General features: G+C 40.5%; 17 protein-coding genes. 7 read left to right on the top strand and 10 right to left on the bottom strand.

What is annotated here, in order from left to right; all coding sequences use genetic code 11:
* Positions 1 to 19: 19 nt before the first annotated feature.
* Positions 20 to 1,297, bottom strand: a complete 1,278-nt coding sequence (gene kynU, locus BVH04_RS17105) for a kynureninase (RefSeq protein ID WP_205635879.1) — start codon at positions 1,295 to 1,297, stop codon at positions 20 to 22.
* Between the two features lie 159 nt (positions 1,298 to 1,456).
* Positions 1,457 to 1,969 carry a 3-hydroxyanthranilate 3,4-dioxygenase gene (locus BVH04_RS17100; RefSeq protein ID WP_086542691.1) on the bottom strand — a complete coding sequence of 171 codons (513 nt, stop codon included), beginning with the start codon at positions 1,967 to 1,969 and terminating at the stop codon, positions 1,457 to 1,459.
* Positions 1,970 to 2,270: 301 nt separating this feature from the next.
* On the opposite strand from BVH04_RS17100, the gene BVH04_RS17095 reads away from it, so the two are divergent.
* Positions 2,271 to 3,260, top strand: coding sequence for a dipeptidase (locus tag BVH04_RS17095; RefSeq protein WP_086542690.1), 990 nt, complete (start codon positions 2,271 to 2,273; stop codon positions 3,258 to 3,260).
* Positions 3,260 to 3,874 (top strand): thiamine pyrophosphokinase, encoded by a 615-nt coding sequence (locus BVH04_RS17090; RefSeq protein WP_086542689.1) that lies wholly within the window; start codon positions 3,260 to 3,262, stop codon positions 3,872 to 3,874. Before BVH04_RS17095 ends, BVH04_RS17090 begins: the two co-directional genes overlap by 1 nt.
* On the opposite strand, the gene BVH04_RS17085 is transcribed toward BVH04_RS17090, so the two are convergent.
* The 4 genes from BVH04_RS17085 to prmC form a co-directional block, all read right to left on the bottom strand.
* On the bottom strand, positions 3,828 to 4,214 hold the full coding sequence (locus BVH04_RS17085; RefSeq protein WP_086542688.1) for a magnesium citrate secondary transporter: 387 nt from the start codon (positions 4,212 to 4,214) through the stop codon (positions 3,828 to 3,830). The two genes, BVH04_RS17090 and BVH04_RS17085, sit on opposite strands and share 47 nt — an antisense overlap.
* Entirely contained in the window at positions 4,211 to 4,495 is a 285-nt protein-coding gene (locus tag BVH04_RS17080; RefSeq protein ID WP_086542687.1) for a class I tRNA ligase family protein, read from the bottom strand. The genes BVH04_RS17085 and BVH04_RS17080 overlap by 4 nt, the downstream gene beginning before the upstream one ends.
* Before the next feature lie 123 nt (positions 4,496 to 4,618).
* Positions 4,619 to 4,870: a helix-turn-helix domain-containing protein gene (locus BVH04_RS17075; protein ID WP_240510971.1), complete on the bottom strand. Its 252-nt coding sequence runs from the start codon at positions 4,868 to 4,870 to the stop codon at positions 4,619 to 4,621.
* Positions 4,871 to 4,911: 41 nt separating this feature from the next.
* Positions 4,912 to 5,745, bottom strand: coding sequence for a peptide chain release factor N(5)-glutamine methyltransferase (gene prmC, locus BVH04_RS17070; protein WP_086542686.1), 834 nt, complete (start codon positions 5,743 to 5,745; stop codon positions 4,912 to 4,914).
* Between the two features lie 162 nt (positions 5,746 to 5,907).
* On the opposite strand from prmC, the gene BVH04_RS17065 reads away from it, so the two are divergent.
* The 4 genes from BVH04_RS17065 (at position 5,908) to guaB (ending at position 10,300) form a co-directional block, all read left to right on the top strand.
* Positions 5,908 to 7,095 (top strand): methyltransferase domain-containing protein, encoded by a 1,188-nt coding sequence (locus BVH04_RS17065; RefSeq protein ID WP_086542685.1) that lies wholly within the window; start codon positions 5,908 to 5,910, stop codon positions 7,093 to 7,095.
* A 192-nt stretch (positions 7,096 to 7,287) separates the two neighbouring features.
* A complete protein-coding gene (locus BVH04_RS17060) occupies positions 7,288 to 7,521 on the top strand; it encodes a hypothetical protein (RefSeq protein ID WP_086542684.1) in 234 nt (77 codons plus the stop codon).
* Between the two features lie 53 nt (positions 7,522 to 7,574).
* Positions 7,575 to 8,690 (top strand): DUF4221 family protein, encoded by a 1,116-nt coding sequence (locus BVH04_RS17055; RefSeq protein ID WP_086542683.1) that lies wholly within the window; start codon positions 7,575 to 7,577, stop codon positions 8,688 to 8,690.
* 131 nt (positions 8,691 to 8,821) lie between these two features.
* Positions 8,822 to 10,300, top strand: coding sequence for an IMP dehydrogenase (gene guaB / locus BVH04_RS17050; RefSeq protein WP_086542682.1), 1,479 nt, complete (start codon positions 8,822 to 8,824; stop codon positions 10,298 to 10,300).
* A gap of 103 nt (positions 10,301 to 10,403) precedes the next feature.
* Here the strand turns inward: guaB and BVH04_RS17045 are convergent, their stop codons facing one another.
* The 3 genes from BVH04_RS17045 to BVH04_RS17035 all read right to left on the bottom strand — a co-directional run bounded on the left by BVH04_RS17045 (position 10,404) and on the right by BVH04_RS17035 (position 11,897).
* Positions 10,404 to 10,862, bottom strand: coding sequence for an RES family NAD+ phosphorylase (locus BVH04_RS17045; RefSeq protein WP_086542681.1), 459 nt, complete (start codon positions 10,860 to 10,862; stop codon positions 10,404 to 10,406).
* Positions 10,863 to 10,865: 3 nt separating this feature from the next.
* Positions 10,866 to 11,333 carry an MbcA/ParS/Xre antitoxin family protein gene (locus BVH04_RS17040; RefSeq protein ID WP_086542680.1) on the bottom strand — a complete coding sequence of 156 codons (468 nt, stop codon included), beginning with the start codon at positions 11,331 to 11,333 and terminating at the stop codon, positions 10,866 to 10,868.
* A gap of 87 nt (positions 11,334 to 11,420) precedes the next feature.
* Positions 11,421 to 11,897, bottom strand: coding sequence for a GNAT family N-acetyltransferase (locus BVH04_RS17035; protein WP_086542679.1), 477 nt, complete (start codon positions 11,895 to 11,897; stop codon positions 11,421 to 11,423).
* A gap of 62 nt (positions 11,898 to 11,959) precedes the next feature.
* Here BVH04_RS17035 and BVH04_RS17030 point away from each other — a divergent pair, with 62 nt between their 5' ends.
* Positions 11,960 to 12,730 carry a type III pantothenate kinase gene (locus BVH04_RS17030; RefSeq protein WP_086542678.1) on the top strand — a complete coding sequence of 257 codons (771 nt, stop codon included), beginning with the start codon at positions 11,960 to 11,962 and terminating at the stop codon, positions 12,728 to 12,730.
* 50 nt (positions 12,731 to 12,780) lie between these two features.
* Here the strand turns inward: BVH04_RS17030 and BVH04_RS17025 are convergent, their stop codons facing one another.
* Positions 12,781 to 13,449, bottom strand: coding sequence for a peptidoglycan DD-metalloendopeptidase family protein (locus tag BVH04_RS17025; protein WP_086542677.1), 669 nt, complete (start codon positions 13,447 to 13,449; stop codon positions 12,781 to 12,783).
* Between the last annotated feature and the right edge of the window lie 37 nt (positions 13,450 to 13,486).

The following is a 13,486-nucleotide window of genomic DNA, read 5'->3' as shown; positions in this document are numbered from 1 at the left end:
TGTTTTATCCACGCTTTCTTTAAGCGAATTTCTTCAGAGATTGTTCCAAAATCTGTGCAAATCGGAACACGTCTTGGAAGCTGTTGTAGAGCGGTGTAGGTGCCAGACGGATCACATTCGGATTGCGCCAGTCGCCCACGACTCCTTGTTTATACCATTCATCGAATACATCCTTGCCTCCGCGATGAATGTGTAAAGATAACTGACAGCCCCTTTCCGCAGGATTTTTAGGAGTAATAATTTCCAAAACCCCCGATTTTCCACCGATTTCCTCAATTAGATAAGCTAAATATCCTGTGAGTTGCTCAGATTTCTGTCTCAAACTTGTGATTCCTGCTTCTTGAAAAATATCCAAAGAAGCCTGGTGAACTGCCAATCCAAGGATATCTGAATTGGACAATTGCCAGCCGTCAGCGCCATGCATTGGCACAAAGCCTTTTTCCATTTTAAAGCGCTGTTCCTGATCATGTCCCCACCAACCAGCAAAGCGATTCAAGTCCGCTCGCTCTGCAAAGCGCTCATGGATAAATACCCCAGAAACATTCCCAGGGCCTGAATTCATATACTTATAACTGCACCAAGTTGCGAAATCAACATCCCAATCATGCAAACTCAACGGGGCATTTCCCGCAGCATGTGCCAAGTCAAACCCAGCATAAGCACCCACTTCATGTGCTGCCGCCGTGATAGCTTTCATATCAAAAACCTGCCCAGTATAGTATTGCAGACCGGCCATATTGACCATAGCAAGTGAATCTCCCTGCTTTTTTATTTCTGCCAAAATATCCTCGGTACGAAGCGTATGCTCCCCTTCTAGTGGCATAAGTTCCACTATTACTTCTGCAGGATCTAGCCCATGAAACTTCACCTGACTTTCCAGCATGTATTGATCTGAGGGAAAAGCCCCGGCCTCAACGATGATCTTATACCGATCCTTAGTAGGCTGATAAAAAGAAACCATTAAGAGATGAAGATTCACTGATAGATTATTCATAGCGACCACTTCATGCTCGTGTGCGCCTACGATCTCAGCCAGAGCTGGCTTAGACTTTTGCTTCACAAACATCCATGCGTCCTCTCCATGGAAATGACCATCTACTGCCATTTCTGCCCAGTTTGACAATTCCTTTGCTATATAATCCTTCACTGATTTGGGTTGTAAGCCCAGAGAGTTTCCACAGAAATAAATCGCATCTTTTCCATTTACTTTGGGGAAAAGGAAACGATCCCGAAAGTGGGTCAGAGAATCATTCTCATCCATCTCCCGTGCGAATTGGACTGAATATTCGTAGTTCATTTTTGAAATAGTTGGGGTATTTAAACTTCTAACTTTTAACAGGCAAAAGCATCATAAGTTGTGGTTACTGATATCGCTTAGGTAGCACCGGTCATCCGACTTCGGACATCAAACAATGGGTATCGAATGCGGATAACCTATAGCATCATTATCATAACTCTATTTCTCCATTACTGTTCCGCAATTTTTACAAGTAGTGTTTTCTGGGTTGCTCCAAAATCTCTCCATAATCGGAGGTAATTGATTGACGATATCAGTCACTTCGGCGAATTCCTCGTAAAGCTTTTCCCCGCAATTTTCACAGTGCCAGATAAATCCGTCCATCTCTCCATCTCTTCTGTAGCGCTCTATTACCAATCCAATCGTATTGGCAGGACGACGAGGAGAATGGGGCACCTTGGCTGGCAATAGGAAAATTTCACCTTCTCGGATAGCAATGTCTTTTGGCTTGTCGTCTTCAATTACTTTGAGCACGATATCACCTTCCAACTGATAGAAAAACTCTTCTCCTTCATTCGAATGATAATCTTTTCGAGAATTTGGCCCGCCGACCACCATTACGATGAAATCATCATTTCCTTTATATACCTGCTGGTTTCCTATTGGCGGCTTGAGTAGATGTCTATTTTCGTCTATCCATTTTTTGAAATTGAAAGGTTGAGCTAAGGCCATATTGCTTATTATTCTGGTGAAATTGAAAATCTATCCTAAGATTAACTAACTGCAATCCTACCTAAAAGTATTAAAAAACGTACGCTTTTTTGGCTTACTTTGCCTTAGCCCCAAAAAACGATGAAATCGAGCATGACTCAAGTGTCACACAAAGAGGCAACATAAATTCTGCGAGATTCCATCTGACCTTAGAAAAAAAAATATAAACAGATGAAATCGAGCATGATTCAACTGTCACACACTGGGATTATTATAGCCCTGCGAGATTCCATATGGCCGTTATAAGACAAATTATATTCAGATGAAATTCCCGATTATCGACATGCACTGTGACTTGCTATCCTATCTGGCAAAAATACCTGGTGCCGATCCCTTTGCAAAAGATGACATTGCCTGTGCCGTTCCCTGGCTGATTTCCGGAGGTGTACGCATGCAAATTTTGGCGATTTACACAGACGTGAAGCCTCAAAGCATGGAACTGGCAGCTAGACAAGCTGTGATTTTTGAGGAACTTCATCAGAAATATACCATTGACTTGGCTTTCATAGATTCAGATTTTTTACAGAATTGGGACAGACAAAATCGTGTCGGAATCATGGCGTCTGTTGAAAATGCTGCTGGCATTGGTAATGAACATTCGGATTGGGAAGCGATCTACCGCCAATTTGATTTTATTCTAGAAAAAGTAAAATCTCTCGCTTACATAAGTCTCACACATCACACCGAAAATCGCTTTGGCGGCGGAAATTACACCAAGGGAATTGGCTTGAAAGACGATGGAAAAAAATTGCTGGACTATATGGCTGGCAAAAGCATTCCAATTGATCTATCACACACTTCGGATTTACTTGCAGAAGGGATTTTGAACCATATCGACAGCAATAAGCTGGACATCCCCGTGATTGCAAGTCATTCCAATTTCCGAGAAATATGGAAGCATCCAAGGAATCTTACAGATGAGTTTGCGAAGGAAATTATACACCGTGGAGGAATTATTGGAGTAAATTTCCTGAGAGCTTTCCTAGATCCAGAAGTGCCAGAAAAGCTGTTTGAGCATATTTTGCATGGTTTTGATTTGGGAGGAGAAAAGGCCATCTGTTTTGGAGCGGATTATTTTTATACCAAAGACTTTGGAGATCCTTCACGCATTCCTTTCTATTTTCCTCTGGTCGAAAATGCCGGGAAATATCCATCGCTAATAGAAAGTATGGAAGACAAATTAAGCCCCGTTGACTTGGAAGGGTTGGCTTATAGAAATTCCCTGGAATTCTACCGAAAAATCCAGACCTAATGTCGTCTCACCACTTTGTCAAAGAGCAGCAAGAGCCGGCAGTATTGATTTTAGACGCCGACCAGACTCGTTTTGATCAAGTTTCTCCTCTTTTAGAATGGGTTCCAACTGTGCTTGTAAGCGAAAAGGCGCTTGATCAGGTTTTAAGTTGGGGAATAAAAATAGATGCGATACTTGCTTCTGAGGATTTTCAGCGATCAAACCAACAGCTACTCGAAGAGCAATATCCTGTGAAATTTATTACGGTTTCAGGGGAAACATATTTGCAAACGGGGATTGATTATCTACTGGGCAGTGATCATAAGGCTGTGCATCTAGTAGGCTTTTCCCATGTGAAAGCACTTGATCTACAGGATAAACTTGATCTTTTAGATCTTACCATTTTAGATGGTGATTGGAAATATTACCCAGTGAAATCGGGAGTGTTCAAAAAATGGTTTGCAGAAAGCAATATCCACATTCATGGACAAGAAGGTATGCCTGTTCAAATCCAAAATCAAAATGGCGAATTGATCTTGCCTATTATCTACGCGACCATGGTGGAAGTGCCGGAGGGAATTACAGAGATCAAAGCCCCGGAGATTTTTTGGATTGGAGAGCAGGTTTGTTCATAAACCTATGGAATACCCAAGCTCCGATCATATAGCATAGCACATCTAGGGGATCTGCAGTATGAGCCGCAGAAAGCTTTGGAAGCACTAATTCAAATACTATTGAAAAATAGATCAAACCAATAAAAACTTGCTTTTTGCTGAAAATAAGTTCTGATTTCATAGGATGAATCCATCTCATCATCTGTAGACAAATCCCAAAAACCACTGGCATGGCCATCAGATCATCTCCATAAGCATGGTATAATGGCAAGAAAATTCCAAGCGATTTTTCAAGATATTGATTGATCCAGAATGCCATTGAGGTGATAATAAATATAGGGTGTTTGACGATATCGATCATCCTGGCAAGGCAGCTATAAGCCACATGATGAAAGTCATGATAGCCATGAAGACAGTATAAAAAAGATTGCCTGATTTCTTAAAGAATTTTTTGAGTCCACTATCCTCAGGGTTGATGTAAAACATCCATTCCTTCTCGTTTTTTTCTTTTTCCTCTTCTTTTTTTGCTTTGCGGTCGAGTTCTATTGGTGCCAACGGTTCACCACAATGCTCACATCGATCCTCATAGTTATTAGTCCAAGTTGACCATTTTCCGCAGTTTGGGCATTTTTTCTGACTCATATTGTTTATACTTTCTTCTCAAAGTTCTAGGCTGGCTCTTTATTTGATTTACCTACAAGAATCTCAACTGGCAATCCAAGCTTTTCACTTAATCCACGAATCATCTCTACGGTCAGACTTCTTTTACCCTTCAAAATCTTTGAAATATTGCCAGCAATCTTTGTTTTTGAGATTTAAATCCTCCATCCTATTTTTTATAGCTTCGATTGGATCTAGAAAGGGCAAATGAAAATTTTCTTGTTCATAGAGTCTGACTAGAGTTACCAACAATTCTAACTCATCACCTTCCTGTGTTCCTTTCTTAGCATCAAAAATTTCATCTATTCCAGCTAGATAGTCTTGATACATTTCAGTTGTCCGAATCACTTTTATCATAGCACAATTTAATTACTTGATACTTATGTCTAGCGTCTTATTTAAATTCTTCCAACAACCATTCTTTCTTTCTCATTCAAATCCTTCAGAACTCTCACATCTGCATACCCCAGATAGTGCATCAAGCTGGCCACAGCATTTCCATATTTCTCATTGATTTCAAAATATAACTTACCGTTTGGCTTCAAGAGTTGCTTGCCTATTTCGGCGATCCTTCTATAAAAAATCAATGGATCATCAATACTCACGAAGAGTGCCAACGAAGGTTCAAAATCCAACACATTTTTGTGCATGCCCGATTTTTCCTGCTCTGGAATGTATGGAGGATTACTTACCAAGATATCAATTTCAGCCACTTCAGGGATCTCTGTGAGAATATCACATTTGGAGAAAATCACTTTTGCATCAAGCTCATCTGCATTTTGTTTGGCGATCCGCAAAGCTTCTTCAGAAATATCCATCCCATAAACTTCAGGGCTATTCATCTCTAGCGCTAAGGAAATCGGAATACAACCCGTCCCCGTCCCAATGTCCAGAATCTTCAACCCAGCTCTTTTGTTCTCATTAATTATAAGATGCACCAATTCCTCGGTTTCATTTCTTGGGATCAAAGTGGCTGGAGAGACGAAAAAATTTCTTCCGTAAAAAGGGCCTTTTCCAAAAATGTACTGAATAGGCTCACCCGTTTTCAATCGCTCAAAGTCTTCAAAAATCTTTTGAGGAAAAGAGGCTTCGTCCGCTTTATTCAAAATATCAGTTCTTTTCCATCCTAGATGATGCTCGAGCAGCCAGCTCACCAAAGATTCAGCCTCTTGACTTTCGTAATCGGTAAGTTTGGAAGCCCAAGAAGTAAGGAGTTCTTGAAAGGTTGGCATTGTTCTATGGATATGGAGGTTTAAAATGTAAAGGTACCAAAACCAAAATTTCTATTTTGGAAACCCAGCTCAGAATCTCAAACCACGTTTCATGGGGCCTTTTAAAATCTCATTCTGACAGACTCAGAAAGAAAAACTACCTTTGTGCAGAATTTATTTCCCATGAAACTACACAACAATACCATCCGCGGAGTTCATACCGCACTTGCAGCAATTTTTGAAGAAGGACAATACGCTGATAAAGTGATCGAAAGAACACTGAAATCAAACCCGAAATGGGGAGCTCGTGATCGTTCATTTATCGCAGAGACTACCTATGAAATGGTTCGTTGGTGGCGTCTGATTAATTTTTTGAGCCCGAGCAAGGAGCCTTACGATCTATTCGGTACTTATTGGCTGATGCAGGGTAATAGCCTTCCTCCTTGGGAAGAATTTGCAAAAATCAACCCTGACAAAATCAAAGAAAAGTACGAGAAACTTGAAGATCCTGCTAAGCTAGAGTCTGTTCCAGATTGGCTTTTTGAAAGAGGTCAAAAAGAATTGGGAGACAAATGGGAGGCTGAAATCCACAGTTTGAATCAGGAGGCACAGGTAGTATTGCGAGTAAATACGCTGAAAATCACCCGTGAGCAGCTGAAAAACAGATTGGCTGAGGATAATATCCATACGCATATCATCAAAGGCTATCCAGATGCATTGATTTTGGATGAGCGAACCAACGTTTTCCGTAACGCAGCTTTCAAAGAAGGAATGTTTGAAGTTCAGGATGCTTCTTCTCAATTAGTTGCGGCGGCACTGGCCGTAGAGCCAGGAATGCGGGTGATTGATGCATGTGCTGGTGCTGGAGGGAAGTCCCTTCACCTGGCCGCTTTGATGCAAAACAAAGGGAAGGTTTTATCCATGGATGTGGAGGAATGGAAACTTCAGCAGACCAAACTTAGAGCTCGTCGGGATGGCGTTTCTATCATTGAGCGCAAAGTGATTGAAGGTTCCAAGACCATCAAAAGAATGAAGGAAACGGCTGATAGGTTACTATTGGACGTTCCTTGTTCTGGTTTGGGAGTTCTTCGCAGAAACCCTGACACCAAGTGGAAACTCACCGAAGAGTCCATCGCCAAAGTGCAAAAGACGCAGCAGGAAATCCTCCAAAGTTACCCTTCTATGGTGAAGCCAGGCGGACAAATGGTCTATGCTACCTGCAGTATTTTACCCTCAGAAAATCAGGATCAAATCGCTATATTTCTTGCCAGTGAAGCCGGAAAAGACTTTACCTTAATCGAAGATCAGAAAGTGCTAGCGCAGGAAAGTGGCTTTGATGGTTTCTATATCGCTAGACTACAGAAGAAGTAGATTTTCACCAAATTGGATTAGTTAAAAACGTGATCCTATGAAAAAGGCAGCTGTACTAGAGAATTAACTTCTAAAACAGGTAAAGTTTAAAAGAAATTAGAAGCATATATTTTAATAAAACCACCTATCCCCCCCCTAGCCGATCAAATAAAGTTTAACTTTAATCATGTGATTATTTTTTAGTTTGATAACATGAAAAAATTCTTTATTTCTACCGTTATTGCGTTGACTGCAATCTTTGTTTCTCAATCTGTGTATGCTAGATTACCAGATTGTGAAAGTTTTGGTGGCACATATTTAGTATGTGATGTTGAGGAAGAGTTCGAGATTATTAATGCGGTTTTAGAAGCTTGTGATGGAGGTGGCCCTTCAACTCCGATTTACATAATTTATCCTGAATCTTGTGATCTTCCTGTTCTTCCTTAATAATTATATTACTGATTAGTTGATATTTTTAATATCAACTAATCTTTCTCTTTATGAAAAATAAATTTATAATTCTTTCCTTCATTTTATTATGTTTTTGCTCGCAGAAAAAGGAGGTTATTACTGAATTTGCAAGCTTAGAGCAGTTAGTGATCCCTATTGAGTCTAATTATTCCTCTACTTATGAATTTGCCAACACTTTGGACGACGACTATTTCATTGGATACTTTTTCAACAATCATTCGATCGATATTTTCAGTTTAGCTGAGAAAACTCCGCTATTTCAAATAGAACTTCCTTCTCAAGATCCCATACCCTTCGGTATAGGCGGAGGAATATCTAAGATTGGAGAGCACCTATTTTATAAATCTTCAACTAGCCTACACAGGATTCCTTTCAAAGAAAATCCAAATTTCCTTTCTGAGTCTTTAGTGTTTCCATTTGGAAGAACTTTAAGTTTTGATGGAGTTAATTACGCGAATTCATCAAGAGGATATACTGCTATCTTAAATGATATACCATTCACACCCATAATAGATAATAGGTTGGTGTCGCCCTATTTCGATTTGTCAAAAGCCAGTACTATAGTTGGCATCTACTTTCTGGATCAGGACTTAGAACTTGAGGATCATCACGAATTTCAGTTTACCGAAGCTTTTCAATCCGACCTTAAACTGTATCAAGGATTAAACATCCCATTTATAACCACTTCATCAGAGAATGTATTAATCCAATTTCCATTTACTTCTGAGCTGATACTTTATGATCCGAAGACAGGTACAGAAAAGAAAAAAAGCATTCCAGGTAAATTCATCAGTACAAAAATAAATCCTGCATCATTCGAGGAGGGGAAATACAATGTTAAAGCAATAAGGTTTTCAGCTCAATTCTGGGATCTGACATGGGATCCCTACAGGAAGCTTTATTATCGGATAGAAAAGGAAGAGCGCTTTCCAGAAGCTGGTGAAAGAATTAATTTTAGAAGAGGATACCACTGGATTAATGTGATTTCCGAAGACTTCGAACTCTTGGGGCATTTCAAAATTCCTGCGGATTGCTTTGCCAAACCAATGGTTGCGAAAGAAGGAATCTATTTCCACCGTTCAAATCAAGAGAATGAATCTGAGGTTCGATTCACTTTTTTCGAAGGAGGTTTGCCTTTTGATTAGTGGAAATCTGTCCAGTGAAATAAAACATAGTTAAAAACTATTGCATGTTTTTTTGTGCTTAACTGGTTTCGCATAAGAATTTGTTTTTAACTTTGACGTGCAAATAGGGTTCCTACATACCAATATTTGCCATGAATACAAATTCAGATAAATTCCTTTACGAAGCGCTCACTTACGACGACGTGCTTTTAGTCCCAGGTTATTCAGAAGTCCTTCCACGCGACACAAATACTTCTACCCAACTCACCAAGAAAATCAGGCTAAACATTCCATTGGTTTCCGCTGCTATGGACACGGTGACTGAAGCTGAATTGGCTATTGCTATTGCCTTAGAAGGCGGTCTTGGATTTATTCACAAGAACATGTCTATCGAGCAGCAGGCGGCGCAAGTACGCAAAGTAAAGCGGTCTCAGGCTGGAATGATACTAGACCCCATCACGCTTCACATAGATTCAAAAGTTCGCGATGCCGAGCAAATCATGCGTGAATTTAACATTGGAGGGATTCCTGTAATCGATGAAAATAAAATTTTGAAAGGCATCATCACCAATCGTGATCTTCGCTTTATCAAAGATCAGGATCGCCCTATTCGGGAGATCATGACAATTAACAATCTGATTACAGCTAAATCAGGAGTTTCATTGGAGCAGGCAGAGGAAATTCTACAGGAATACAAAATCGAAAAGCTTCCAATTGTAGATGATGAATACAAGCTATCTGGCTTGATCACCTACAAGGATATTCTCAAGAGAAAAGATAAGCCAAACGCTTGTAAAGATGAATACGGAAGACTTCGTGTAGGTGCAGCAGTGGGTGTGACAGCGGATATTGTGGAGCGAGTAGAAGCATTGAAAAATGCAGGTGTCGATGTAGTTTCTATTGATACTGCGCATGGACACTCCAAAGGGGTAATCGAAACTTGTAGAAGAATCAAAGATGCATTCCCTGATCTGGAAGTCATCGTAGGAAATATTGCTACACCAGAAGCAGCTATAGCATTAGCAGATGCTGGTGCAGATGCTGTAAAAGTCGGTGTAGGCCCAGGATCTATCTGTACAACTCGAATCATTGCTGGAGTAGGTGTCCCACAATTATCTGCTGTGTATGAATGCGCAGAGGCTTTGAAAGGTCGTGGTGTACCTGTCATCGCAGATGGTGGAGTTCGCTATTCTGGTGACTTGGTCAAAGCAATTGCTGCTGGTGGTAGCTCAATTATGATAGGATCCTTACTTGCAGGTACGGAGGAGGCGCCAGGTGAAATGATCATTTTCCAAGGAAGAAAATTCAAGTCATACAGAGGTATGGGTTCATTGGAAGCTATGGAGTCCGGTTCCAAAGACCGCTATTTCCAAGACGCGGAAGAAAATGTTAAAAAGCTAGTTCCAGAAGGAATTGTAGGTCGAGTTCCTTTCAAAGGTTTGGTCTCCGAAGTTCTATACCAACTTGTCGGAGGACTACAAGCAGGAATGGGTTATTGCGGTACTAAGACGATCGCGGATCTTCAGAAAAATGGTAAATTTGTTAAAATCACTGCTGCTGGCGCGAAAGAGTCACATCCACACGATGTAAGTGTAACTAGAGAAGCGCCAAATTATAGCATCAAATCATAAAAGTAACTAGGATTTTTATTCTACTGAGTAATACCAAAAGAGACCGGAGATTTCCTGTCTTTTTTGGTTTACGAGAGAATGAATTTTTTTCAATTTTAAAATCCTAAGAATTAACCTCGAAACTCACATCCCACTCCTCCACAAGTTTTACTGAATTTGGAAGATCAGGATGTAGAGGATTAATCAATATATTATGTTCACTAGGATAGCTGCTGATAGGAATTCGACAAGATGGGATTTTAAGAACTGGAGAGATCATCCCTTTTGCCCAAGCAGTCCCAAACTCCTGAGTCGATCGAGGATGAGGTCTATTTTTCCAATCAGTCGGCAATAGTGAAGCATCTAATTCTGGTAGTAGCTCATTAATTTCAAGTACGACCAGTTTCCACTTACTTTGTGTGACCACGGCTCCTTTGATGCTCAGAAGCTCCAGAAAATTCAGTGAAGAAACACTGCACCCGTAGATTATGGGTGTTCCGAATTGATTCCATCTTCCCGCTCCCAGACCAAAGCCAAGTGGACTTCTTCCCTCAAGATTTTCAATTAGACGAAAATACCTCACAACCTACAAAATAGCTCCCCAAGACATAGCTTCCATCGCTTCATCCACACGATCAATACCATAGGGATTCTTCATAAGCGTAGAGGGCTTTTGATTACCTAAGGATGTATTCTCAGATTGAAGCCATAGCGAGAGCAACTCCTCCGATCCAAAAATCCTAATGCCTTTGGCAATAACCTGATCCATCTCCAAAATATTCTTTGAAAGCATCTTCGTAAGCTTTCTGTCCTCTTTGCGCCAGCGGGACAATGTACTCGGATCTACCTCTAGCATCTCCGAAACGTCCTGCTGAGTAAACTCCAAAAAATCAAAAATCTCACCAGTATCCTGAAACGAAACAGCAACATCATAAACAGCAGCGGGCTCACTAACCATAGAAATAACTTCTTGAAAAAAATAATAAGAATCATTGCCTGTGCGAATGGCCTCAGCTCCCGCCTCACCAAACGATATCTTCCAAGTGTGTGTCATAGCTATTCATTTAACCCTCCTAAATTTACAAACATTTATTGCAAATACAATACCTAAATATTGTATTTGCAATATTTTAATCGACTCCTAATCAAGAAGCTGTTTGATTTCATAGTCTTGTAAGTGTGCGTTTAGCCATCCTGCTTCTAAGGTTGCGCCGTATTTTCTATAAAAGTTGATTGCTGGTTCGTTCCAATCAAGTACTTGCCACATCATACCAGTACAATTTTCCTCCAGTCCTTTCTTCATGATTCGATCAAAAAGCAATTTGCCTGCACCATTTCCTCGTTCGGATTGGGTCACCACCAAGTCTTCCAGGTAAATTCTCCTTCCTTTCCACGTACTATAGCGGTAATAGTAAATAGCAAGACCTACAATCTCTGAGGTCTCATCTTTTACACAAAGAAATGTCCCGAAAACAGGATTTTCACCAAATCCATCGGCTTCCATCATTGCAAGTGTATTCGTCACTTGCTCAGGGGCTTTCTCATAAAGCGCCAATTCGTTTATCAATTCCAATACCCGAGGAAGATCCTCTATTTTTCCTTCTCTTAGCGTGTACATGTCTAAAGTTTATAAAACCGTTTAATTTTGGGAAAGGCTAATTTAATAAAATCTGAGAAACAATGTTTTTAGCAATAGATGCGGGAAATTCAAATGTGGTTTTTGCACTGTATGATGAAGTGAATGAAAGCTGGAAGAATCACTTTCGTATTGAGACTCAATCCTCCAAATTCGCGGCGCAACTCCACAAAAAAGTCCCGCTCTATTTTTTAGAGCACGGCATTATTCCCGCGGAAATCAAACGAATCGGTTTCAGCTCTGTAGTTCCTGAGATAAATGAGCAGATTCTTCATTTTTGCGAAAATTACTTCGGTACCCTACCCTACCTTATCACGCCCGCTAGTTTCGAAAAACTTCTTATAAAAAGCCTGCGTCCCAATGAAATCGGATCAGACCTGATGTGTAATGTAATGGCGGGTTATTCGAAGTACAGAAAAGAATTAATCGTAGTTGATTTCGGTACTGCACTCACTTTTACTGTGGTGGATGCTAAAGGAGAAATCATAGGGGTGAATATCGTCCCGGGATTAAAAACGGCCATTACATCCCTATTTACCAACACTTCCAAACTTCCTGACGTGGCTCTAAAGCTTCCACAATCTGCGATTGGAAAAGACACTATCCATGCGATTCAGGCAGGAGTGCTTTATGGCTATACAAGTTTGGTCAAAGGCATGATTGAGACGATTTCGCTGGAAACAAAAATGGAGTTCACGGTCATTGCAACTGGGGGATTAGCTGAAATTTTGACTCCATTGGAAAAAGTCTTTCATGAAATAGACAGAAATCTGACGCTGGAAGGATTGCGATTGATCACTGAAGCCAATCTTTAAACCAGATTTTAAATTCATGGTAGCCAGTCCTGACCTTTTTTGTGAAGTATTTATAGTACTTCGCTTCGCAACATCAAATTGGGGTCTGGACAGATGGCCACGTATTTCTCAACTTCTCTTTTAGAGCAAACACCAGGAAAATCCCCAAAATTTCCCATCAAATCCCACATCAACTGAAAATGCAAATGTGGAGGCCAATCACCATTTTCTGGAAATGGACCCACATGAGCTAGCAAATCGCCAGACCTTACTTCTTGTCCTATTTCTATTCCTTCTAAATCAGACAAGAAAAGATGTCCATACAATGAGTAGAGCTTTTTTTCTCCCAACTCATGCTCCAAAATGATGGTAGCACCATAATTCCCAAATCCTGCATTATCCTGAAAGCTGTGAATTCGTCCATCCAAAGGAACGAAGATTGGCGCTCCTGCATCCGTCCAGATATCTATGCCGAGATGAATATTTCGGAAATCAGCGGCTGCTGTCGCAAAGACTAAACTTCTCCTGTAGATCGCCCGATGCTCCAGATAGCCTCCAATGCCATATTTACTTCCAGAGTTTTTAATCTGCTGAGTCACGTACGCATCAAATATGTTCGTATCTGCCAAATCCAAACTCTCCAAATCTCGATTTGTGGGACTAAAATCCATTTTGAAGGTATTCTCACTACTTAACTTTTCACCCATGACCGGGAAAAAATCAGTCATATTCCAATTCATGCCTGAAGATAAATAATCATCTCAAAGAGGCGGATAT

The organism is Algoriphagus antarcticus (assembly GCF_002150685.1).
Classification (GTDB): domain Bacteria; phylum Bacteroidota; class Bacteroidia; order Cytophagales; family Cyclobacteriaceae; genus Algoriphagus; species Algoriphagus antarcticus.
This window is presented reverse-complemented; position numbering and strand designations above follow the sequence as displayed.

Coding starts and splice junctions, on each gene's coding strand:
- BVH04_RS17025 (WP_086542677.1), bottom strand. CDS start 13,449: ATGAATTGGAATATGACTGATTTTTTCCCGGTCATGGGTGAAAAGTTA.
- BVH04_RS17035 (WP_086542679.1), bottom strand. CDS start 11,897: ATGTACACGCTAAGAGAAGGAAAAATAGAGGATCTTCCTCGGGTATTG.
- BVH04_RS17075 (WP_240510971.1), bottom strand. CDS start 4,870: ATGATAAAAGTGATTCGGACAACTGAAATGTATCAAGACTATCTAGCT.
- BVH04_RS17065 (WP_086542685.1), top strand. CDS start 5,908: ATGAAACTACACAACAATACCATCCGCGGAGTTCATACCGCACTTGCA.
- prmC (WP_086542686.1), bottom strand. CDS start 5,745: ATGCCAACCTTTCAAGAACTCCTTACTTCTTGGGCTTCCAAACTTACC.
- BVH04_RS17080 (WP_086542687.1), bottom strand. CDS start 4,495: ATGAGTCAGAAAAAATGCCCAAACTGCGGAAAATGGTCAACTTGGACT.
- BVH04_RS17060 (WP_086542684.1), top strand. CDS start 7,288: ATGAAAAAATTCTTTATTTCTACCGTTATTGCGTTGACTGCAATCTTT.
- BVH04_RS17090 (WP_086542689.1), top strand. CDS start 3,260: ATGTCGTCTCACCACTTTGTCAAAGAGCAGCAAGAGCCGGCAGTATTG.
- BVH04_RS17095 (WP_086542690.1), top strand. CDS start 2,271: ATGAAATTCCCGATTATCGACATGCACTGTGACTTGCTATCCTATCTG.
- BVH04_RS17100 (WP_086542691.1), bottom strand. CDS start 1,969: ATGGCCTTAGCTCAACCTTTCAATTTCAAAAAATGGATAGACGAAAAT.
- BVH04_RS17040 (WP_086542680.1), bottom strand. CDS start 11,333: ATGACACACACTTGGAAGATATCGTTTGGTGAGGCGGGAGCTGAGGCC.
- guaB (WP_086542682.1), top strand. CDS start 8,822: ATGAATACAAATTCAGATAAATTCCTTTACGAAGCGCTCACTTACGAC.
- BVH04_RS17030 (WP_086542678.1), top strand. CDS start 11,960: ATGTTTTTAGCAATAGATGCGGGAAATTCAAATGTGGTTTTTGCACTG.
- BVH04_RS17085 (WP_086542688.1), bottom strand. CDS start 4,214: ATGATCGATATCGTCAAACACCCTATATTTATTATCACCTCAATGGCA.
- BVH04_RS17055 (WP_086542683.1), top strand. CDS start 7,575: ATGAAAAATAAATTTATAATTCTTTCCTTCATTTTATTATGTTTTTGC.
- kynU (WP_205635879.1), bottom strand. CDS start 1,297: ATGAACTACGAATATTCAGTCCAATTCGCACGGGAGATGGATGAGAAT.